Origin of the sequence: Bradyrhizobium sp. (assembly GCF_016462955.1) — a bacterium.
GTDB lineage: Bacteria > Pseudomonadota > Alphaproteobacteria > Rhizobiales > Xanthobacteraceae > Bradyrhizobium.
The window spans coordinates 10,324-29,035 of sequence record NZ_JAEMSD010000025.1; the positions used below are offsets into that span (position 1 = coordinate 10,324).

An 18,712-nucleotide genomic window follows, 5' to 3' on the forward strand; every position below is an offset into this window, starting at 1 on the left:
ACTATACCGTCAGCCCGCAGGCCCGCCGGATCGCGATCTGAACCGGCGAAGGCGGCAGCGCCGGATCGAACTCGCCCTTCGGCAGCAGCGGTGGCTGTGCCATGAAGCGCGGCTGCTCTCCCCGGTGGGGTTGCGCGGCATGAACCAGGAATGGATGGCACAGATAGACGCTGCCGGCCGCGCCGGTCGCCAGCTCGATCTCGCAATCCTGAGTCGACGCCCAGTTTTCGGCGGCGAGCTGCCGGAGCGTTGCGCCTGCTTCGCCATAGGGCAGCAGCTCGCGCGCGATCGTCGCATGCGAGCCTTTCCGGATCCGCGTGGGCGCGTCGTCGGCGCCGACGTCCGAGAGCAGGAAGAGCATCAGCAGCGCCCGCCCGCTGCTCTTTACATTGGCGCGCCATTCCATGAAATCCGCGTTGGCCGTGCCAAAGCTCATGTCCACGTGCCAGCCGTCGTCACCGGGGGCTTCAGGTGACGGAAATCGGATCGGAAAGGTTCCGAGTCCGCTGGGCGCGAGCCAGCGGCCTTCGCCAGCGAGTTGATCATAGGCCAGGCGCAGAAGCGGCGTGTTGGCAGCTTCGATGAAAGGCGGCGTCGCCTTGGAGGCCACCCGGACCACCGGGCGAGTCCAATGCTCCGGGCGATCCGGCGACAGGCCGATATCCGCCCACAGCTCCTCCCTGCACCGCCTTGCGAGCCCGCTGCTGAAGGCGTTCTCGATCTTGACGAATCCGTCGTCGATGAAGTTCTGGACCTGACGAGGCGTCAGGCCAGCCTGTTCAGTCTTGGGCATTCACACATTCTCCGTTCGGCTGGCGCCTAGAGCGCAGCCGTTTGATCTCACTGGCGCGACTGCGCCGGAACGACGTTCTGCCGTTCAGATCAGCGGGAAGAATGTGGAGATGAACATCATGGTCGGATGTATAGCGCGAGCGAGCACGGAATCAAGACGCGCTGGACGCGGCAGCCCCGCGAGGAGGCTGCCGCACTCACGTTACGGGCAGGGGTGGCGCACACCATCGTTGCCGAGGTAGGTTCCCGAGCCGGGATCGTAGGAGCGATAGCGCTGCGCACAGTAGGACGCTGCGTTGGATTGAGCCTGGCTGTTGGCGATCGCACCGCCGATAATTGCGCCCGCTGCGAGGCCGCCGATGACGGCTGCACCGGTCCCGTAATTGCGGTGACGATGCCCGTGATAGCCATGGCGATGTCCGTGTCCATGCCAGCGCCTGTATTGCACCTGCTGCACGCCGGACTCGGCCGCGGGACTCGCGATCGGCAAAGGCGCCGCCAGCACGGGTGATGCAGCCGTCGAGAGCAGCGCGCCAGCGGCGGTGAGGACGACGAAAGTTCTCCGGATTGTCATGTCTGGCTCCATGCTGTTGAGGATAATGGAGCAACGGCCGGTTGCCTGCTCCGTTCCCCCAGCGTGGGCGCTAGCCTCACAAAGTCGCAGAAGTGAACGATGGCTAAGGCGCCGCGGAACACGAGACATCTCGTTCAGCGCTGACTCGTCCGTGCCGAGGGCCTACGGCGGGGCGGCGGGAGTTCCCATCATTGATTTGAAACAATGATGTTCGCGGACGCCGATGCTAGAAAAAAGCCGCAGGTTGCGATTCACGGTTCCCGGCCGTATCGCGACTATTGCAATGCGCGCCGAAATCCGAGGGCTCAATGGGACGACTGCTGAATATCGTGACGCCGCTGCATACCGCGACCAAGCGCGACTACATGGGCCGCATGAACGACGACAAGATCGGCTGCTCGCTGAAGGCGCGCGAATACGAGGCCGATTATTGGGACGGCGATCGCCGTTTCGGCTATGGCGGCTATCGCTTCATCGAGGGGCGCTGGGCTCCCGTCGCCAAGGCGCTGATCGAGACCTACGGCCTGAAGGATGGGTCGAGCGTGCTCGACGTCGGCTGCGGCAAGGGCTTTCTGCTCTACGAGATGCAGAAGATCCTGCCGGGCCTGAAGGTCACCGGCTTCGACATCTCGAAGCATGGTCTTGCGAATTCGCACGAGCAGGTGAAGCCGTACCTCTTCAACTATCGCGCCCAGGACGTCTATCCCTATGGCGACGACAGCTTCGACCTCGTCATCTCGCTCGGCACGCTGCACAATCTCAGGCTCTACGAGCTCGATGCGGCGCTGAAGGAGATCGAGCGGGTCGGCAAGAACAAATACGTCATGGTCGAGGCCTACCGGACCGTCGCCGAGCTGCACAACCTCGAATGCTGGGCGCTGACGGCGGAGTCCATCCTGCACACGTCGGAGTGGATCTGGCTGTACGGCAAGCTCGGCTACACCGGCGATTACGAATTCATCTATTTCGAGTGACCGGGCGCGATCCATGGACATCAAGACAGCCAAGGCGGCGATTCTCGTCGAATCCGGCAAGCCGCTGATCGTCGACGAGTTCGACTTGCCCGATGCGCTCGAGCACGGTCAGGTGCTGGTTCACGTGCACACGTCGAGCATCTGCGGCGCGCAGATCAACGAGATCGACGCCGTCAAGGGCGTCGACAAGTTCCTGCCTCATCTGTTGGGGCACGAAGCGCTGGCGACCGTGGTCGAGACCGGGCCCGGCGTCGTCTCCTGCAGGCAGGGCGACACCGTCGTGATGCATTGGCGGCCGGGCAAGGGCATCCAGTCCAACACGCCGGCCTATTCCTGGCGCGGCAAGCGCCTCAATGCCGGCTGGGTCACCACGTTCAACGAATATGCCGTGGTGTCGGAAAATCGCGTCACGCCGGTGCCCGCCACGATCGACCGCACCAGCGCGCCGCTGCTCGGCTGCGCCGTGACGACCGCGCTCGGTGTCGTCAACAACGATGCGCAGATCGCCATCGGCGAGGCCGTCGTCGTGTTCGGCGTCGGCGGCGTCGGATTGAACATCGTGCAATTCGCCGCGATGGTCGGCGCCTATCCGGTCATTGCAATCGACCGCCTCGACAACAAGCTGGCGATGGCGAAGGATTTCGGCGCCACCCACACCATCAACTCCGAAGCGGTGACGGACGTGGCCGCGGAGGTGCGCTCCATCACGGGAGTCGACGGCCCCGACAAGGTCGTCGAGACCACCGGCGTCAAAGCCCTGATCGAGCTTGCCTACGAGATCACGGCGAAGAAAGGCCGCTGCATCCTCGTCGGCGTGCCCCGCGAGAAGGCCGAGATCTATACGCTGCCGCTGCACTTCGAGAAGGTGCTGAAGGGCTCGGAAGGCGGTCAATGCCAGCCCGCGCGCGACATCCCGCGCCTGAGCGCTGCGCTCGCCGCGCACGCGCGGCGTCACTAATCGATCTCCGCCTTGGTCTTCAATCCGGGCAGCACTGTGCGGACGTGCTCGGCCAGCGTCGTCGCCAGCAGCGAGGGCTTCGCCTCCGAGAATTCGAGCGCGATGCCGATGGTCGGAAGCAGGGGCAGTCCGGCCGAGACGACGTGAAGATCGAACGGGACGGCGGTTCGTGTCAGGACGCTGATCGCGTGACCCGACCGCGCGATCGCGATCAGGCCGGCGAGGCTGTTGCTCGCGTAGGCGACCCTGTAGCGCCGATTGACCGCGTCCATCGCGGCGCAGGCGGCGCGGTAGTCCAGGCTCATCGGCGCCGCCAGCGCCAGCGGCAGCACATCCTGCGTCAGTATTTTCGGTTCGGCCTCGTTCGCGACCCAGACGAAGCGCTCCTCGCGAATCACCTCGCGCGCTCCGGGATCGGACAGCGAGACCAGCGCCACGTCGATCTGGCGCCGCGCCAGCATCGGGCGCAGCTCGGAGGTCGGTGCGCAGACCATGCGCAGCTCGACATTGGGGTGGAGCGCGCAGAATCCCTTCAGCAGTGCCGGCAGGAAGGCGATCGAATAGTCCTCCGGGCAGCCGAGGCTCAGCGTCCCCTTGAGGCCCGCGCCGCTCATGTCGGCGAGAATCTCGTCGTGCTGCGCCAGCAATGTCTCGGCGTGGGCGCGCAGTTTCTCGCCGGCTGCGGTCAGCCTCATGCCGGATCCGCTGCGGTGAAACAGCGGCTGCGTGATCGTTTCTTCCAGCCGTTGCATCTGCATGCTGAGCGCGGATTGTGTCCGGCCAATCTGCAAGGCCGCCAGGCTGATCGAGCCGGTGCGGGCCACGACGACGAAATTCCTCAGAAGGGTGAGATCCAGCATCGACATCAGGAAGATTGATATCTAGATTGAATTATATCAATTAGCCTGAAGTCAAATTCCTGACTAGAGGTCAGACGTCCCCACGCGCAGGTGGCTGTCATGACCTTGAATGCCGATCCCGATTTCTGGGCCTCCGCCAACACGCATCTGACCCGCTATGGGCCGAGTTTCGAGCCCGTCATCATCGAGCGTGCAGCCGGCAGTTTCGTCTACGACGCCGACGGACGCGCCATTCTCGACTTCACCTCGGGACAGATGAGCGCCGTGCTCGGGCACACCCATCCCGACATCGTCGCCACGGTCGCACGGCAAATGGGTGCGGTCGCTCATCTCTTCAGCGGCATGCTCTCGCGTCCGGTGGTGACCCTGGCCGAGCGTCTCGCCGCGCTTGCGCCCGGTCTCGACCGCGTGCAGCTGCTGACGACAGGCGCGGAAGCCAATGAAGCGGCGATCCGGATGGCGAAGCTCGTCACCGGCAGGCACGAAATCGTCGCCTTCGTGCAGAGCTGGCACGGCATGACCGGCGCGGCGGCGTCGGCGACCTACAGCGCGGGCCGGCGCGGTTATGGGCCGGCCGCGGTCGGATCGTTCGTCATTCCCGCGCCGAACGCCTATCGGCCGCGCTTCAGGAACGTCGACGGCAGCAACGACTGGCAGACCGAGCTGGACGATGCGTTCGCACTGATCGACAGCCAGTCGACCGGTAATCTGGCGGCCTTTATCGCCGAGCCGATCCTCTCCAGCGGCGGCATTCTGGAACTGCCGCTCGGCTATCTCGCCGCCCTGAAGCAAAAATGCGAGCAGCGCGGCATGCTGCTGATCCTCGACGAAGCCCAGACCGGAATCGGCCGCACCGGGCACATGTTTGCCTTCGAGCGCGACGGCGTGGTGCCCGATATTCTCACGCTGTCGAAGACGCTCGGCGCCGGCCTGCCGCTCGCCGCGGTCATGACGACAAAGGCCATCGAGCAGACCGCGTTCGAGCGCGGCTTCCTGTTCTACACCACGCATGTCTCCGATCCCTTGCCCGCCGCGATCGGCGTCACGGTGCTCGACGTGGTCGCGCGCGACGGGTTGGTGGCGCAGGCAACCGCCAGGGGCAACCGGCTCCGGGATGGATTGCTGTCGCTGCAGCAAAAGTTCGAATGCGTCGGCGACGTCAGGGGCCGCGGGCTTCTGCTCGGTCTCGAAATCGTCGTCGACCGGCAGTCCAAGACGCCGGGGTTCGAGCTCGGCGCGCGGATCATGGAGGAGACCATGCGTCGCGGTCTCAGCATGAACATCGTCAAATTGCCCAGCATGGGCGGCGTATTCCGCATCGCGCCGCCGCTCACGGTGTCCGAGACCGAAATCGATCGCGGTCTTGAGATCATGTCGGAGGCGATTCAGGCTGCTGCGACGGCGCACTGATCGGCTGAAGCGCCGCGGCCACGAGATCGAGATCCTGGACACCGGATGGACCATGCTCTGCGGAGGCATGCAGGCCGTCGCGCGTCTCGCTAACGATTCGTTCACCGCCAAGGGCGAGCCCTGCCGTAACCGGCGGTTAACCAAGGATATTTACGGTGTGGCAAGCCTCTGAGCTGTGACAGTCAGTTGATTTCGAGTCCCACCCCATGGCGTCCGGTAGCCGCTCATCTCCGCGAAGCATCGCCCCGACGGAGCAAGCGGCTTCGTGGGATACGCCGCGCGCCGCGAGGGTGAAGCCCGCCCGCGCCTCGCCGGCCCTGATCGGGGGATCGCTGACCGTCGCAAGCACGCTCGCTTTTCTGCGCGAGAACGGCCGGCGCATCCTGACGCTGGCCGCGGCGCTGTTCGCCCTCGGCGTCGTGGCCCTGATCGTTCTTCCGGTCCGCTACGCCGCGACGGCGCTGGTCGTGCTCGATCCTCGCGAGTTGCGCGTGACCTCGGACCAGGAGGTGCTGCCCGGCATCGGCCAGGACACCGCGGCGCTGCAGAGCCAGATCGAGATCGCCAAATCGGACGGCTTTCTGCGCCCCCTGATAGAGCAGCTCAAGATCGCCGACGACGAGGACATCTCGCGCGGCTACACCGACATGACGCGTCTGCTCGAACGATTCCGCAACCGCCTCGAGATCAACCGTCGCGGGCTCACCTATGTCATTGCAATTTCGTTCACCTCGAACAGCCCGGATCGCGCCGCTTACTACGCCAATGCCATCGCCGAGGCGTTCGTCGCCAGCCAGGGCCGCGTTCGCACCGAGGCGACCGACGAGGCGGCCGGTTGGCTCCAGGACCGGCTGAAGACGCTGAGCGAGCGCCTGCGCGCCTCGGAAGACGCCGTCGCGGCCTTCCGCCTCGAGCACAAGATCGTCAACGCCGGCAAGGAATCCACCACGCAGCAATTGCGGGTGACCGATCTCACCCAGCAGGTCTCCGCTGCGCGTGCGCGCACGGAGGAGGCCAAGGCGCGCTACGAGCAGGTGCAACGCGACCTCAAGGCCAATGTCGAAGGACCGGTGAAGCAGGACCTGCTCGGCATGCTGCGCGCGCAGCGCTCGGCCCTGACCGAGCAGATCGCGCAGAAGAAGGCGGTGTATGGCGACCGCCATCCGGATCTCGCCATCTCCAACAGCCAGCTCGCCGACATCAACCGGCAGATCGAGATCGAGCGGAAGAAGAACATCGAAACGGCGAAATCCGAATATGAGGCCCAGCTCGAGCAGCAGAACGCGCTGGAAAAGCAGCTCAAGGCCTTCGAGACCAAGATGCTGATCGACGGCCAGGCGCTGGTGAAGTTGCAAGAGCTGCAGCGCGACGCCGAAGCCAACAGGAACATCTACGAGCAGTTCCTGTCGCGGTTCAAGTCGACCAGCGAGCAGCGCCAGCTGCAGGCGTCCCAGACCAAGGTCGCCTCGCTCGCCATTCCGCCGGTGCGCTCGACGCGTCCGCCGCTCGCCTTGTTGCTCGCGGCGCTGGTGATCGGTTCGCTGCTGACCTCGACCGCCGCCGTTGCGGTGATGGCGAACCGGTCCACCGACGCGCCGGCGTCCGTTCAGGCGCCGGCCTCCGCCGCAGCGGAGGACGAGCCCGGCCGGCAGATCCAGCCTCCGGCCGCTGCCTTGCGCCAGGCCGAGGCGATGCCCGGCCTTCCGGTCTGGGCCCGCATCCCCGAACTGGCGCCCGGGGCGCAGATCAGCACCGTCTGGCAAAGACCGGTCAGCGCGGCGGCCGAGCTCGATCTCGGCTCCCATCTGCGGCCGCTGCTCGAACGCATCGACCGTGTGCCGGTGCGCGGCTGCAAGGTTGCGCTGGTGCTGTCGGTCGGCAAGAGCGCCGGCGGCAACACCGTTGCGCGCGGACTCAATCGCGCCGCCGTCGATCGCGGCATGATGAGCGTGCTGATCCGGCTTCAGCCGGAATTCGCCGGCAGCCAGCCGCCGGTGACCGAATGGCACGACGGCTCGACCACGGCCGGACTTCAGTCCATCGACGAGCTCCTCAGTGCCGGCCGCAAGGCCGATGCGCGGCCCGAGGACGATATAAGGTCGGAGTTCGACCTGATCATCGTCCACGCCGGCAATCTCGCCTTGCAGCCCGATGCCGTCGCCCTGGCCGCGCACGCGGACCTGATCGTCTTGGTGGCGCGTGCCGGCGAGCTCGGCTCGTCCGCGATGCGCCGCGTCACCGCCGCGCTGTCGAAATACGTGGCCGTGCCGATCGGCCTCGTCGTCAATCACGTGCCCGCCGGCCCAGCCGCGTCGCGACCCGAGGGTGACGCATTGGGCCTTGCGGTTTAACCGACACGCTTGGGCCGTCGTCGGCCGGCCGCGCGATGTTGCTATCGGCTTCCTTGGGCCCGCCGGTTGACCTGGACAATTGCGCCGGGCCTCGCACCTCCAAAGGAACTTCCATTTTTTCCCGGCGTTGGACCCATGGTCCGCATCCAGCGGCCGGCGCACACCATGAAGAACTTTTCCAACGCCGAATTTTCCCCCGAGGTGATCGACATCATGACGAGCGCCCTGGAGGCAGCGGTTGCCAGCTTGCCGGAGCCCGTGCATGCATCTCATGTCAACGTGCTCGCCGAGTCGATCCTGCGGACCGCCGACGCGGGCGAACGCAATGTCGCGGATCTGCAACGGATTGCCCTCATGGAGCTGCAACTGGCTCCGCGCGACTGATGAGACCGACATGAAGACACTGGTTGCCGCTATCATAGCGCTCTGCGCGACATCCTCGGTTGCCTCGGCAAACGGCTGGAGGACCTACCACGTCCCGGAATCCGGGACCTCGGTCGACATTCCCGCCTCGATCTTTACAGAGCACGCCGGCAAGCCTGACGGGTATGGACAGCAGTTTCGCAGCTACGACCGCAGTGCCGACCTCACTGTGCAGGCCGTCGAGAACAAGCAAGGTCTCTCGCCGGCCGAATTCCTCGCCGGGAAGAATCCCCCTCGAGGAATCATTTACAAACGCATCACGCCGACCTTCTTCGTGGTGTCGAGCATCAAGCGCGACAAGATCTGGTACAACCGCTGCAATTTCTCGCAGCGGTTCGTGCATTGCGTTCTGATCAATTATCCAGCCAGCCAAAAGCAGCGGTGGGACGCCGTCGTCACCCGGATCAGCCGCAGCCTGCATGGTGGCTGAAGCAGGTCATGAGACCGAAAAGCTGCCCAGGCAGGCCGGCTATCTCGTAAGATTTGTGGCGCCCGCCTGCCTGCACGCCTCGTCGTTCGAGACGGCGCTGACGCGCCTCCTCAGATGAGGCCGATCAGCGCAGTGCCCGTTGAAACTGCTGCCGCGCATTCCGCCCTCATCCTGAGGAGCCCGCCAAAGCGGGCGTCTCGAAGGATGGCATGAGGCCCTAGCGCGCCGTCGTTGTGGTCTTCGACATGGTCGGCTTCGACCCCGGCACATGCGACATCGTCTTGGTGGTCGAGCCGACCTCTTCACCGGCTTTGACCTTGGTCCGCGTGTGCGAACGGCTGAACGTGCCGCCGTCATGAGCTTGCGCCCGGGCGTTGGAGTTCATGACCGGCCCGTTGCCCTTGTTCATGCTGACGCCGGTCTGTGCCTTGCCGCTGGCCGCTGCGGCGCTGCCGCCGGCCGCGATCGACGAACCCGTGCTACCGGACGGCGAGGTGGACGTGCCACCGGTGCCGACCGTCGAAGCCGAAGTGCCGCCAGCTGTTGCCGAGCCGCCACTGCCGCCGGTGATGCTCTTTTGAGCAAGAGTGGGTGAAGCGGCGCCGACGAGAAGCGCGACCACCGCGGTCGTGAGCAAAGTTCTCATGTCCAATCCTCCACGAAGCTAGGGTGACGAGGTCGAAATTGTGCAGCCGTTGACGGTGATGGTGCTGGCGCTGGTGGAGCCGGGGCCACCCGCCGTCGACGAGGAGCTCGATACGCTGCCGCCGCCTGCCTGCACATTCACCGATGATCCGCCAGCCGAACTCGAGCTCGACAGGGCGCCGCTCGACGAGGCGGATCCGGTTGTGCCCGAATGCGACGAGCCGGCCGCGGTGATGCTGCCGTCCGCATGCTTCTCGACCGTGACCTTGCAGGTTTCTCCGGATGCGGTCTTGCCGGTCTTTTCCATGGTTGCTGCCTGAGCCGCGCTGCCCAGCAGGGCCAGCGCTGCGATCGCAATGATCGATCTGTTCATGCGCGTTCTCCTCCAACAAAGACGAAGGAGCGGCATCGCTGCCGCTCCCGGTCCAGGCATTAGTCCTTGCTCTTCTTCATCTCGTCCTTGTTATGGCCCTTGCCCTTCTCCATGCCTCTGTCGCTGGCATGACCGGCCGATGAGCCGGCGGCGCCGACGGTTGAGCCGCTCTTGCCGTCACCGGCTGACGAGCCGCCGGTGCCCACCGTCGACGCGGAGTTCGAGCCGGAGCCCGCCGCGGAGCCGCCGGTGCCGACGCTGGACGAGCTCTTGCCGTCGCCGGCCGAGGATCCACCGGTGCCGAGCGTCGAAGCCGAGCCGCTGCCGGAACCGCTCCCCGCTGCAGAGCCCCCGGTGCCGACCGTCGAACTGCTGGTGCCGCCGCCGGCCGACGAGCCGCCGGTTCCGAGCGTCGAGGCAGAGCCTGAGCCGCTGCCGCCAGCCGAGGAGCCGCCGGTGCCGACGGTCGAGTTGCTGGTGCCGCCGCCGGCCGACGAACCGCCGGTGCCGACCGTCGAGCTCGATTGCGCAACGGCGAGTGCCGTGCCGGCCAACAGCGCGGCCGCAGCCGCAGAAAGCTTCAGGATTCTCATATCGGTTTCCTCCAGTGGGTTTCCAAAAACAGAGCGCCAATCAGGCTCGGGATAAAGTGGCAATCCAGGGAAACGTTCCTCTTTACCGACGTGTTGATGCGCGAGTGCTGCTTCATGCAATCCGCAACGCGCACCGCGGCGGCGGCGCTCGTGTCGATCGTTCATTGCGTGTTCATTTGCGGCGCGCCCTCGGGGCTGCGCGCCTATGGTGTTTCGGCCATCGCCAAGGCATCGCGCGCGGAATGGTGCGGCGCCTCGCCGGCGATCCGCTGCGACGCAGCCGCAGCGGCGAAGCTAGTGGACGTGTCCAGGACGATCTTCTCGGGCAGTGTGCGTGCGGAGCGGATACGAATGACCGTCCGGTCGACACCTGGTGTCGCGGACGGCGTCGCAAGCGGCGGAAGAGTTCGATCGAGCGCAAACAGCAGGGCCACGGCGAACGCGCCTGCAAACACGAAATATCGAATGATGGGCATCAGGGGTTACCGCGAAGTGGACCGAAAGCCTTGCGCAGGCGGGCCGCAATGAACGGCCCGCCCTGGCGTGGAGTCAGTCCACCTCTTGGACGACCATGCGGGTCTGGGGATCGACCAGCATCACGCGGTCGCCCGAATAGACGTAGCGGTACTTGGTGAGCGAGGGACCCCAGTCGCTCGGAACGGTCGCAAGCTCGACCTCGCGCGGCACTGCTGAGCCGACAACGATCTTTTCGCGCGTTTCGACCGGCCGGATCTTACGCTCGGTGACGTAGGTCCGGATCTTGGTGCGATACTCCGGTTCGATCTGCACGGAAGCGCCGTGGCCCGCACCGGTCGTCGTGGTCACCGTGGTTTGCGCCATCGCGCTCGTCGCGACGAGCAGAGCGGCGGTCGAAATCAGCATGAGCTTCTTCATCGCATTTTCCCTCGCCGCTGGATGCGGCGCTGCGATGAACTCGTCATCAGCCTGGCCGTTCCGCGGAACACGGAACTTTTGCCACTTTTTCCCGTTTTATTTCGAAGCGCTCGACTGGCGGAGAGGAGATGCGACCGACGGATCAAGCCGGCTCGATGGTGTGGCCAGTCCTTTCTTCCTCACCGCCACCCCAGCGCCGGCGCGACGTGCTTCAGGATCGCCTCGATCGCGTGCGCGCAATAGTCGACCCCGAGCTGGTTCGGGATCGTCAGTAGCAGCGTATCGGCTTCAGTGATCGCCTCGTCCTGGCGCAACTGTTCGATCAGCACATCGGGCTCGGCCGCATAGCTCCGCCCGAAGATCGCGCGCGTGCGCGGATCGATGAAGCCGATCTGGTCTTCGCCGCCGCGCTCACCGCCGAAATAGGCGCGGTCGCGGTCGTCCATCAGCGCGAAGATGCTGCGGCTGACGGAGACGCGGGGCTCTCGCGTGTGACCGGCCTCTTTCCATGCCGCGCGAAAGCTGCGGATCTGCGCCGCCTGTTGCACGTGAAAGGCCTCGCCGGTCTCGTCGTTCTTCAGAGTCGAGCTCTGCAGATTCATGCCGAGCTTGGCCGCCCACACCGCGGTCGCGTTCGAGCCGGCGCCCCACCATATCCGTTCGCGCAGCCCCTGCGCATGCGGCTCGAGGCGCAGCAGTCCCGGCGGATTCGGAAACATCGGTTGCGGATTGGGTTCGGCGAAACCTTCGCCGCGCAAGAGGTCGAGGAAGACCTCCGCATGGCGGCGGCCCATGTCGGCATCGCTCGCGCCCTCGGCCGGGCGATAGCCGAAATAGCGCCAGCCGTCGATCACCTGCTCCGGCGAGCCGCGGCTGATGCCGAGCTGCAGCCGTCCGCCGGCGATGAGATCGGCGCTGCCGGCGTCCTCCACCATGTAGAGCGGGTTCTCGTAGCGCATGTCGATCACGGCCGTGCCGATCTCGATTCGGCTGGTCCTTGCCCCGACGGCGGCGAGCAGCGGAAACGGCGAGGCCAGCTGGCGCGCAAAGTGATGCACGCGGAAATAGGCGCCGTCGGCCCCCAGTTGCTCCGCCGCGACCGCCAGCTCGATCGATTGCAGCAAGGTGTCGCCGGCCGAACGGGTCTGCGATTGCGGCGAGGGCGTCCAGTGCCCGAAGGAGAGGAATCCGATCTTTTTCATGCGGGCAACATATGGCCGATCGGACGAGTTAGCGAGACATCGACTGCGGGAAATATGCGGGCAAGGCGCACGCGCTCAGCGCTCCCGAGAGAATCTGGCCGGGGATCGCAATACGCCGTCAGGTCGTTCGACCTCCACCTGCACGCCGTGGAGGCGGCCTCAGATTTCGCAGCCGGTCATATTCAGGGCCTTGAGCAAGCCGCCGAACGCCTTGAGCCGACATTGCTCGGTCCCGCCGGCAGTCTTTGCACGCTGCACATGGGGGGTCCGCTTGACTACAATCTCCGCCGGCTTCTGCTTGGGGGGAGCGGTCCTCGCGATCGGCTTCGGTTTGCTTCGCGGACGGACCGTCGGCGCCGGCGCTGGCGCGGGTGAACCGGCATGCGCTTCCTGCCGAGCAACCAGGATATCGGCCGGAGCTGCTTGCGTCGGCGTTGCGCCGTCAACCGCGGCAACGTCCAGGCGATCTGCCTTCGCCAGCGTCTCCTGCGAAACCGGAATGCTCGCGCTCTGCTCGGCCGGCGGCGGGACCATCGCGACCGCGCGTCGGGGTGGAGCGCTCAGTTCCATTGCCGACAGCACGCCTGCGCTCAACAGGATGAGGAGGCCCAACAACGCCATTCTCAGCATACTTCGCCTCCGGCAGAGGTTCGTGCTGCTGAAAATTCTCCATGCCAATGAGGCAACTTTGCCGGCGGCGGCCGGCCCGGCCGCAATCATCTGCTGACAGGGTTAACGTCGGAATGCCGCTGCGATCACAAGCCGGACCTGGTCGGACTTGTTGTTCTCAGCCAACGCAGGCCATCAGGACCGGATATCGCCGAAGTCCAGTGATACGGTCCGCCGTCCTCGGTCATCTCCGGAGACAAGAGGCTTCCTTGCCGGCTGAGGCATTTCTCCAGGCATGTGTCGCAAGCCGCCGGGACCTGGCCCAGCTTGCTGCACAACGCAGACGCTTCACCTGCCAGCCAGTGGCACTTTGCGGCTGCATCGATGAGATTGGCCTGGGTCAGTCGATCGACGCCGCTCGCTCGTGCGCGTCGCTCGGCATCGTCGGCCATCTTCCGAAAGCTTGCCACCAACTCGTTCATCGACACGGTCATTTCTGCTTCTCGCTGAAAAAGATTCTGCGCATTGAGGTCACTCGCTGAGATCCGCTGAATATCCCTGCCGCGAAATCTGCTGGGCTCGTCCAATTTGTGGCGTACGCCCTCGGCGTACTCCGTAATGGTATTGAGAAGTTCACGCATCGAAACGAGCATGCGATCCGAATCCTGCGCCCTGACCCTCTCGGCAACGGATCGTTCGCGGGAGTCGCCTGCGGAACTCATCGCCTCTTCCAGTTGCAGGAAACGGTCGGCCGCTTCTTGAATCGCGAGCGCGAGCTTCTTGTTCGTGTTCAATACCTCGATGGCGGCGCCCAGCGGTCCAGCGCGCGGCTCGCGAGGTCCGACATCCGAGCGAAACGGTACCAGATCTCCCACGGTGCTCCCTCCGAATGAATCTCTCATGAAGTCCGGCTCGCGGTGACGCGGGCCGGTTCACCCATTCATGCCGATCTCACTGTATCCAGGAACTTGCCGACTTCCATTTTCAACCGGTTGCTGTCGCTCGACAGCGACCGCGCCGCAGAGAACACCTGGCTGGATGCCGAGCCGGTTTCGCTCGCGCCGCGTTGAACGTCGGTGATGTTCGAGGAGACCTCCTGCGTGCCCTGCGCGGCCTGCTGAACGTTGCGCGAGATTTCCTGGGTTGCGGCACCCTGCTCCTCGACGGCCGAGGCGATCGTGGCGGAAATCTCCGAGAGCTTCTCGATGGTTCCGCTGATCTCCTTGATCGCGCCGACGGACTCCTGCGTCGCGCGCTGGATGCCGTCGATGTGTTGGCCGATCTCGCCGGTCGCCTTTGCCGTTTGCTCGGCGAGTGCCTTGACCTCGGACGCCACGACCGCAAACCCGCGTCCGGCCTCACCGGCCCGCGCCGCCTCGATCGTCGCGTTCAGCGCCAACAGGTTGGTCTGCCCCGCGATGGTGTTGATGAGCTCGACCACATCCCCGATGCGTGCTGCGGCACGGGACAGGTCTGCCACCTGCTCATTCGTCCTTCGGGCCTGGCCGACCGCATCGTTGGCGATGCGTGCCGATTCCTGCACCTGGCGGCTGATCTCGACCACCGAGCTCGTCAGCTCTTCGGTCGCGGAGGCGACGGACTGGACGTTGGTGGATGCTTCCTCCGAGGCCGCGGCGACTGCGGTCGTCAGCTCCTGTGCCCTCTCCGCGGTGGCCGTGAGCGTGCTCGCGGAGGCCTCGAGCTCTGTCGAGGCCGACGAGACGGTATCGACGATTTCGCCGACCGCGCCTTCGAAGTCGTCGGCCATCTTGACCATGTCGGCCTTGCGCTGCTGCGCCGCTCTGCGTTCCTGCTCGGCCTGGGCTGCAGCCTCTTCACGCGCCTTCTGTTCGGCGTTCTGGCCGATGATCACGACGGTCTTGGCGATATCGCCGACCTCGTCGCCACGATTGGCGCCGGGGATCTCGACGTTCAGCTCGCCGCCTGCCAGCCGGCCCAAGGCCCCATTCAGCAGGCTCAGCGGGCGAGCAACGCCGACGAAGGTGAAGATGACGGCGCCGATCAAGGACAGGATGACGGCCACGGAAGCGGCGAACGAAATCCGGTTGCTCTGGCTGAGCTGCGCAGCCGCCTCAGCCTGGCTCTCGGTGGCGCGTTTTTCCGCCACGTCCACCGCCTCGCGCATCAGCTCGATCGCCTGGTTCGCGCGGGGCAGTGTTTGTACCTCGACCAGATCCTTCTTGACCGCCTCGAGTTTTGTGGCCTCCGCGGTTGCGGCGCCATTAGCCTTGGCGTCAGCGGACAACGCTGCGATCAGCGACGACAGTTCCTTGGAATCCGAGGCGACCTTCGCCGCCCGCCCAAGCGCGCTCGTCATCGCGGCGCTCCGCATCTCGATCGTGCGCTTCTGGTTCTCGTCCCCGGTCGCTGCGAACCGCCAAGTCGCGGCGCGCATGGCATTGAACATGGAATCGGCTTCCCAGAGCAGCTTCTCGAGCTCCGGACGGTTTGGCGCCGCGGCCAGAGCCGGCGAGGACATTGCGCCGTCGAAGGTCTTGCTCCAATGGGCGGTAAATTCGGCGCGCTTGCCGGTGATCTGGAAGATCTTGAGCTGGGTTTCGGCAAGGTCCGATGCTGCCTTGGCGTATTGGTCCGCCAGCCCGGCGACGCGCTCCAGCCTCGCCTTGTTCTCGGGGCGGACCATGAGCGAGATGGAAATACCAAGCTCCTTCTTGATCCTCTCGTAGGCATCGTTGAGCGCCTTGGCGTGCTTTTCAACGTCCGGTGCGGTCGACGACAGGCGTACGTCGCGGACCGAAAGCTGCATCCTGCGGAGCGCCACATTGGCCTCGAGCGTGTGCTCGGCGATGGTCGACTGGGCCGTCGCCCGCTCGTTCGCGCGGGTGATCGAGGCCTCGGAGATCATCTGGTTGGCGAGCATTCCCCCGGCCAGCAGGATGCCCAGCAATCCCGCAGCGCCGAGCTTGTTTCCAATGCGATTGAGTTTCACCACCTGCCGGCTCCCGAAAAAAATGCATGCGTCATTTTACGCCTTGGGAACCCGGCGGCCGTTAAGAGAGCGGACCGTGATAGTACGGTCGCCAATTTGATCCACATCAGATTGTCGATCCCGACCGGGCATCCAGCTACCGGGAAAAGTAAGCAGTCGCCTTGATTCAGGCGACGAGGCCCATTTCCCAATCGGAATTTGGAAATTCCATTTCTCTGAAAAAGTTAATGACCGGGTTATGCGTGGCGATACGTCGCAGCATCGCGTTCAGCGGAGTGTCTCATCCGGTGCTGCGCTACGCGGCCACGCTGGCGAAAAATGGTCGGCGCGCGCGACCAGCAGGTCCAGGAAACTGCGCGCACGCAGCGACATCCACTGCGTCTCCGGATAGACGGCATGCAGCGGCAGCGCGGCGATGCTGTAGTCGGGCAGCACATGCTCGAGTTCGCCGCTGCGCAGGCCGGCGGCGGCATTCCATTCGGGCAGGATCGCGATGCCGAGATGATGCATCGTCGCCTCCTGCATCGCGTCGGCATCGTCGACATGAACGGGTCCGTTGATGGACGCGACGTGACGGCCATGCTCGGAGTCGAAGGCCCATTGCTGGGCCGGTGACAGCCGCGAATAGACGATGCACTGGTGCGAGCCGAGATCGTCGGGCGTGCGCGGCAACGGACGGCCGTGCAGATAGGTCGGCGTCGCGACCAGGTAGCGCTGCACGGTGCCGAGCCGGCGGGCAACCAGCGTGCTCGACTCCAGCTTTCCGATCCGCAGCGCCAGCTCGATGCCTTCCTCGACCAGATTGACGAAGCGTTCGCTGAAGCGGATGTCGATCCGGACCTCCGGATAGTGCCGAACATATTCGGCGATGACGGGCATGATGTAGCGCCGCCCGAACGAGGACGGCACGCCGATCCGGAGCGTGCCGCTGGGACGCGGCGCTGCCTGCTCGACGCTCGAACGGGCCATGTCGAAGCTGTCGAGGATCTGCCGCGCGAGATCGTAGATGCGATGGGCTTCCGCGGTCGGCTTGAGCGTGCGCGTCGTGCGCAAGAACAGCTGCGTGCCGAATTCGCTCTCCAGCATCGCGATGCGCTTGCTGATGGCGGGCTGGCCGAGGCCGAGCTCCTGGGCCGCCGCCGAGAAGCTGCCGCCCTCGAGGGTGCGAACGAATGCGCGCAGGCAATCGATACGGTCCATGATTCATTCCAGTCCGGAATAAATGATATCCCATATATTCCATGGCGCGCAACATGCCGGGCCGCTAGGCTCCCTCAAAACAAGCAATCGGGAGGGAGTCACGTGGCACGCAACGTCGGAATCGTCGGCGCCGGTATCGCCGGCCTGCATCTCGCGCTCTACCTGCAAAAGCATGGCGTGGACGCCACGGTCATCACCGACCGTCCGCCCGAGGACTACCGCGATATGCGGCTGCTCAACACGGTCGCGCATCACCACGTGACGCTCGCGCGCGAGGACTATCTCGGCGTCAATCACTGGCCCGATCGGAAAGACCATTACTACTACCACGACCACGTCTTCAATTTTCCGCAGCCTCTGAGCTTTCGGGGCGATTTCTCCAAGCCGAGCCGCGCGGTCGACTACCGGATCTATTTGCCGGCCCTGATGCAGGACTTCACCGATCGCGGCGGCAAGATCGAGTATCGGCGCATCGAGGAGCGCGATATCCGTCCCCTGGTAGCGCGGTTCGATCTGCTGGTCGTCTCCACCGGCAAGGGCCCGCTCGGTCAGCTCTTCTCCTACCGGCCGGAGCACACGCCCTATTCGCAGCCGCAACGGCGGCTCTGCGTCGGGCTCTATACCGGCGTGCGGCAGCCCGACCCCATGAACGTCACGCTGTCGGTCTCTCCCGGACATGGCGAGATGATCGTCATCCCGACCGTCACCTTCGGAGGCATCGCCAATGCGCTGCTGATGGAGAACGTGCCCGGCGGCGACATGGAGGAACTCGCGGCGCTGAGCTACGACGACAACCCGAAGCACTTCCTGAACGTATTGCTGGGCAAGCTGGAGAAGCATCACCCGACCACTTACGACCGCATCGATACCGCGCGCTTCGATCTCGCGCAGCCGCAAGATCTGCTGCAAGGCGGCGTGGTGCCGACGGTGCGCAACACGGTCGTCGAGTTCGACGACGGCAAATGCGCGATCGCGCTCGGCGACGTCCATGCGATCGTCGATCCCATGATGGGGCAGGGCGCCAACGTCGCCTCCTACGCGGCCTTCGTGCTCGGCGAGGAGATCGTCAACGCCGACGCGCTCGACGCGCGCCTGTGCGAGACGATCGACCTCAAGCGGCAGGACCGCGTGCTGGCGGCCTCGCGCTGGACCAACGTCATGCTGCAGCCGCCGAGCGAAGCGCTGGGCATGCTGATCGGCGCGATGAGCCAGAATCCGGCGCTGGCGAACGAGTTCACCGAGAATTTCAACTACCCGGACCGGCAATGGGACCGCATCTCCTCGCCGCAGCGCATCCACGCCTGGATCGAGCGCATGTCGGCGCCGCCTGAGCCGGTCAGGGCCATTGCGTGAAAGCGATTCGAGCGGGAGGCGACATGCAGCGCGCCAATCCCGCCTCCTTCCGCGAGGCTGCCTCGCGCTTTTTCACCGGCCTCTCCTGCGGGCTGATTTT

Annotated in this window: 20 protein-coding genes; 8 read left to right on the forward strand and 12 right to left on the reverse strand. The window is 65.1% G+C overall.

Translation table 11 applies throughout. From position 1 onward, the window contains the following. Window position 1 precedes the first annotated feature (1 nt). On the reverse strand, window positions 2-793 hold the full coding sequence (locus JHD07_RS04925) for a phytanoyl-CoA dioxygenase family protein (RefSeq protein WP_291619563.1): 792 nt from the start codon (window positions 791-793) through the stop codon (window positions 2-4). A gap of 201 nt (window positions 794-994) precedes the next feature. Next, entirely contained in the window at window positions 995-1,366 is a 372-nt protein-coding gene (locus tag JHD07_RS04930; protein WP_291619565.1) for a BA14K family protein, read from the reverse strand. A gap of 308 nt (window positions 1,367-1,674) precedes the next feature. Here JHD07_RS04930 and JHD07_RS04935 point away from each other — a divergent pair, with 308 nt between their 5' ends. Together JHD07_RS04935 and JHD07_RS04940 are read left to right on the forward strand one after the other, a co-directional pair. Further along, window positions 1,675-2,340 (forward strand): class I SAM-dependent methyltransferase, encoded by a 666-nt coding sequence (locus tag JHD07_RS04935; protein WP_291619568.1) that lies wholly within the window; start codon window positions 1,675-1,677, stop codon window positions 2,338-2,340. A gap of 13 nt (window positions 2,341-2,353) precedes the next feature. Continuing rightward, entirely contained in the window at window positions 2,354-3,298 is a 945-nt protein-coding gene (locus tag JHD07_RS04940; protein ID WP_291619570.1) for a zinc-binding dehydrogenase, read from the forward strand. Here the strand turns inward: JHD07_RS04940 and JHD07_RS04945 are convergent. Then, window positions 3,295-4,158 (reverse strand): LysR family transcriptional regulator, encoded by an 864-nt coding sequence (locus JHD07_RS04945; protein ID WP_291619598.1) that lies wholly within the window; start codon window positions 4,156-4,158, stop codon window positions 3,295-3,297. The genes JHD07_RS04940 and JHD07_RS04945 overlap by 4 nt on opposite strands. A gap of 99 nt (window positions 4,159-4,257) precedes the next feature. Between JHD07_RS04945 and JHD07_RS04950 the strand changes: the two genes are divergently transcribed. From JHD07_RS04950 to JHD07_RS04965, 4 genes are all read left to right on the forward strand, one after another. Next, complete coding sequence (locus JHD07_RS04950) at window positions 4,258-5,568, forward strand: aspartate aminotransferase family protein (protein WP_291619572.1); 1,311 nt, start codon at window positions 4,258-4,260, stop codon at window positions 5,566-5,568. A 206-nt stretch (window positions 5,569-5,774) separates the two neighbouring features. Then, complete coding sequence (locus tag JHD07_RS04955) at window positions 5,775-7,919, forward strand: exopolysaccharide transport family protein (RefSeq protein WP_291619574.1); 2,145 nt, start codon at window positions 5,775-5,777, stop codon at window positions 7,917-7,919. 165 nt (window positions 7,920-8,084) lie between these two features. Then, window positions 8,085-8,303, forward strand: a complete 219-nt coding sequence (locus JHD07_RS04960) for a hypothetical protein (protein WP_291619600.1) — start codon at window positions 8,085-8,087, stop codon at window positions 8,301-8,303. A gap of 10 nt (window positions 8,304-8,313) precedes the next feature. Further along, entirely contained in the window at window positions 8,314-8,772 is a 459-nt protein-coding gene (locus JHD07_RS04965) for a hypothetical protein (protein ID WP_291619577.1), read from the forward strand. A gap of 217 nt (window positions 8,773-8,989) precedes the next feature. On the opposite strand, the gene JHD07_RS04970 is transcribed toward JHD07_RS04965, so the two are convergent. Then, window positions 8,990-9,418 carry a hypothetical protein gene (locus JHD07_RS04970; RefSeq protein WP_291619579.1) on the reverse strand — a complete coding sequence of 143 codons (429 nt, stop codon included), beginning with the start codon at window positions 9,416-9,418 and terminating at the stop codon, window positions 8,990-8,992. Between the two features lie 49 nt (window positions 9,419-9,467). On the opposite strand from JHD07_RS04970, the gene JHD07_RS04975 reads away from it, so the two are divergent. Continuing rightward, window positions 9,468-9,737 carry a hypothetical protein gene (locus JHD07_RS04975; protein WP_291619581.1) on the forward strand — a complete coding sequence of 90 codons (270 nt, stop codon included), beginning with the start codon at window positions 9,468-9,470 and terminating at the stop codon, window positions 9,735-9,737. Window positions 9,738-9,849: 112 nt separating this feature from the next. Here JHD07_RS04975 and JHD07_RS04980 read toward each other — a convergent pair whose 3' ends face one another. The 8 genes from JHD07_RS04980 to JHD07_RS05015 form a co-directional block, all read right to left on the reverse strand. Continuing rightward, window positions 9,850-10,377: a hypothetical protein gene (locus JHD07_RS04980; protein WP_291619602.1), complete on the reverse strand. Its 528-nt coding sequence runs from the start codon at window positions 10,375-10,377 to the stop codon at window positions 9,850-9,852. A gap of 209 nt (window positions 10,378-10,586) precedes the next feature. Continuing rightward, a complete protein-coding gene (locus JHD07_RS04985) occupies window positions 10,587-10,859 on the reverse strand; it encodes a hypothetical protein (protein ID WP_291619583.1) in 273 nt (90 codons plus the stop codon). Window positions 10,860-10,932: 73 nt separating this feature from the next. After that, complete coding sequence (locus JHD07_RS04990; protein ID WP_291619585.1) at window positions 10,933-11,277, reverse strand: DUF1236 domain-containing protein; 345 nt, start codon at window positions 11,275-11,277, stop codon at window positions 10,933-10,935. Between the two features lie 179 nt (window positions 11,278-11,456). Continuing rightward, the gene (locus JHD07_RS04995; RefSeq protein WP_291619587.1) at window positions 11,457-12,479 is read right to left on the reverse strand and encodes an LLM class flavin-dependent oxidoreductase; all 1,023 of its coding nucleotides are present in this window, start codon (window positions 12,477-12,479) and stop codon (window positions 11,457-11,459) included. A gap of 159 nt (window positions 12,480-12,638) precedes the next feature. Then, window positions 12,639-13,109 carry a hypothetical protein gene (locus JHD07_RS05000; protein ID WP_291619589.1) on the reverse strand — a complete coding sequence of 157 codons (471 nt, stop codon included), beginning with the start codon at window positions 13,107-13,109 and terminating at the stop codon, window positions 12,639-12,641. Window positions 13,110-13,234: 125 nt separating this feature from the next. Next, window positions 13,235-13,963: a hypothetical protein gene (locus JHD07_RS05005; RefSeq protein ID WP_291619591.1), complete on the reverse strand. Its 729-nt coding sequence runs from the start codon at window positions 13,961-13,963 to the stop codon at window positions 13,235-13,237. Between the two features lie 65 nt (window positions 13,964-14,028). After that, entirely contained in the window at window positions 14,029-16,059 is a 2,031-nt protein-coding gene (locus JHD07_RS05010; protein ID WP_291619604.1) for a methyl-accepting chemotaxis protein, read from the reverse strand. Window positions 16,060-16,326: 267 nt separating this feature from the next. After that, window positions 16,327-17,259 carry a LysR family transcriptional regulator gene (locus JHD07_RS05015; RefSeq protein WP_291619593.1) on the reverse strand — a complete coding sequence of 311 codons (933 nt, stop codon included), beginning with the start codon at window positions 17,257-17,259 and terminating at the stop codon, window positions 16,327-16,329. A 102-nt stretch (window positions 17,260-17,361) separates the two neighbouring features. Between JHD07_RS05015 and styA the strand changes: the two genes are divergently transcribed. Beyond that, window positions 17,362-18,612 carry a styrene monooxygenase subunit StyA gene (gene styA, locus JHD07_RS05020; protein ID WP_291619596.1) on the forward strand — a complete coding sequence of 417 codons (1,251 nt, stop codon included), beginning with the start codon at window positions 17,362-17,364 and terminating at the stop codon, window positions 18,610-18,612. The last annotated feature ends 100 nt before the right edge of the window (window positions 18,613-18,712 follow it).

Coding starts and splice junctions, on each gene's coding strand:
- JHD07_RS04940 (WP_291619570.1), top strand. CDS start 2,354: ATGGACATCAAGACAGCCAAGGCGGCGATTCTCGTCGAATCCGGCAAG.
- JHD07_RS04955 (WP_291619574.1), top strand. CDS start 5,775: ATGGCGTCCGGTAGCCGCTCATCTCCGCGAAGCATCGCCCCGACGGAG.
- JHD07_RS04935 (WP_291619568.1), top strand. CDS start 1,675: ATGGGACGACTGCTGAATATCGTGACGCCGCTGCATACCGCGACCAAG.
- JHD07_RS04930 (WP_291619565.1), bottom strand. CDS start 1,366: ATGACAATCCGGAGAACTTTCGTCGTCCTCACCGCCGCTGGCGCGCTG.
- JHD07_RS04990 (WP_291619585.1), bottom strand. CDS start 11,277: ATGAAGAAGCTCATGCTGATTTCGACCGCCGCTCTGCTCGTCGCGACG.
- JHD07_RS05015 (WP_291619593.1), bottom strand. CDS start 17,259: ATGGACCGTATCGATTGCCTGCGCGCATTCGTTCGCACCCTCGAGGGC.
- JHD07_RS04985 (WP_291619583.1), bottom strand. CDS start 10,859: ATGCCCATCATTCGATATTTCGTGTTTGCAGGCGCGTTCGCCGTGGCC.
- JHD07_RS04925 (WP_291619563.1), bottom strand. CDS start 793: ATGCCCAAGACTGAACAGGCTGGCCTGACGCCTCGTCAGGTCCAGAAC.
- JHD07_RS04945 (WP_291619598.1), bottom strand. CDS start 4,158: ATGCTGGATCTCACCCTTCTGAGGAATTTCGTCGTCGTGGCCCGCACC.
- JHD07_RS04960 (WP_291619600.1), top strand. CDS start 8,085: ATGAAGAACTTTTCCAACGCCGAATTTTCCCCCGAGGTGATCGACATC.
- JHD07_RS04995 (WP_291619587.1), bottom strand. CDS start 12,479: ATGAAAAAGATCGGATTCCTCTCCTTCGGGCACTGGACGCCCTCGCCG.
- JHD07_RS04950 (WP_291619572.1), top strand. CDS start 4,258: ATGACCTTGAATGCCGATCCCGATTTCTGGGCCTCCGCCAACACGCAT.
- JHD07_RS04965 (WP_291619577.1), top strand. CDS start 8,314: ATGAAGACACTGGTTGCCGCTATCATAGCGCTCTGCGCGACATCCTCG.
- JHD07_RS05000 (WP_291619589.1), bottom strand. CDS start 13,109: ATGCTGAGAATGGCGTTGTTGGGCCTCCTCATCCTGTTGAGCGCAGGC.
- JHD07_RS04970 (WP_291619579.1), bottom strand. CDS start 9,418: ATGAGAACTTTGCTCACGACCGCGGTGGTCGCGCTTCTCGTCGGCGCC.